Source organism: Streptomyces alkaliterrae, from assembly GCF_007097205.2.
Taxonomy (GTDB): Bacteria; Actinomycetota; Actinomycetes; order Streptomycetales; family Streptomycetaceae; genus Streptomyces; species Streptomyces alkaliterrae.
The window spans coordinates 1-864 of sequence record NZ_VJYK02000643.1; the positions used below are offsets into that span (position 1 = coordinate 1).

Genomic DNA, 864 nt, shown 5'->3' on the forward strand with positions numbered 1-864 from the left:
GCCCAGGCCACAACCGTCCCCGTGGCCAAACGCCCCCCACTCGTCCCCCTCTTCGTCCTCGGCTTCCTCGCAGCCGTCGCCCTCCGCAGCACCGGCGTCCTCCCCGACGCCCTGCTCACCGCCGCCCACACCGTGCAGGAACTCCTCCTCGCCGCCGCCCTCTTCGCCCTCGGCAGCGCCGTCCACCTCCCCACCCTCAGCCGAACCGGCGCCCGCGTCGCCGCCCTCGGCCTCACCGCCTGGCTCCTGGTAGCCGGCGTCTCCCTCACCGCCGTCCACCTCGTCACCTGACCACGACAACACGCCCACCCTCCAACACAGCGGACAAGGCTGGACCTACCGCTCCCGGCCCGCGAGCGGGGGAACCACACCCCGTGTCCGCCGCGTCACCGGCATTGCTAACGTGTGCCGCCGAACGGGGGACACCCACCGGCGCCGCCCCGACGTGCGCCGGTCTTCCGACGACCGCACACAGCCTGCCGGGGGACTCCGACCATGCCCGAAGAGCCCAACGCCCAGAACCGAGACGTCGACGACTCCGAGTTCCTGGACATCGCGCGCGACCCGGCGGACGCCCGCTCACTCCGCAACTCACTCGAACTCCTCCGCAAGGGCGCCGCCGGTCCCATCCTCAAAGAGATGGCAGAAGAAGTCCTCTCCGGCCGCCTGAGCCTCCGCCAGGCCGTCAACGTCTCCTCCTACGCCGAGGCCGGCCTCGCCGAATCCCGCGACGCCCAGGAGAAGTGGGCCGCGATGTCCGACGCCGAACGCGAGGAACTCGCCGCCCAAGGCGAAGCCGCCCACCGCGAAGCAGAACGCGAAGCCGCCGGCCCGACCGGCCACCCCACCCCCAAGACCAAACCC

At 72.3% G+C, this 864-nt stretch carries 2 protein-coding genes; both read left to right on the forward strand.

Annotated elements, in window-relative coordinates; genetic code table 11:
- A partial coding sequence (locus FNX44_RS27285; RefSeq protein ID WP_143651628.1) for a putative sulfate exporter family transporter occupies window positions 1–291 on the forward strand: 291 nt, incomplete at its 5' end.
- 204 nt (window positions 292–495) lie between these two features.
- The coding region (locus tag FNX44_RS27290) for a hypothetical protein (protein WP_143651629.1) at window positions 496–864 on the forward strand (369 nt) is incomplete at its 3' end.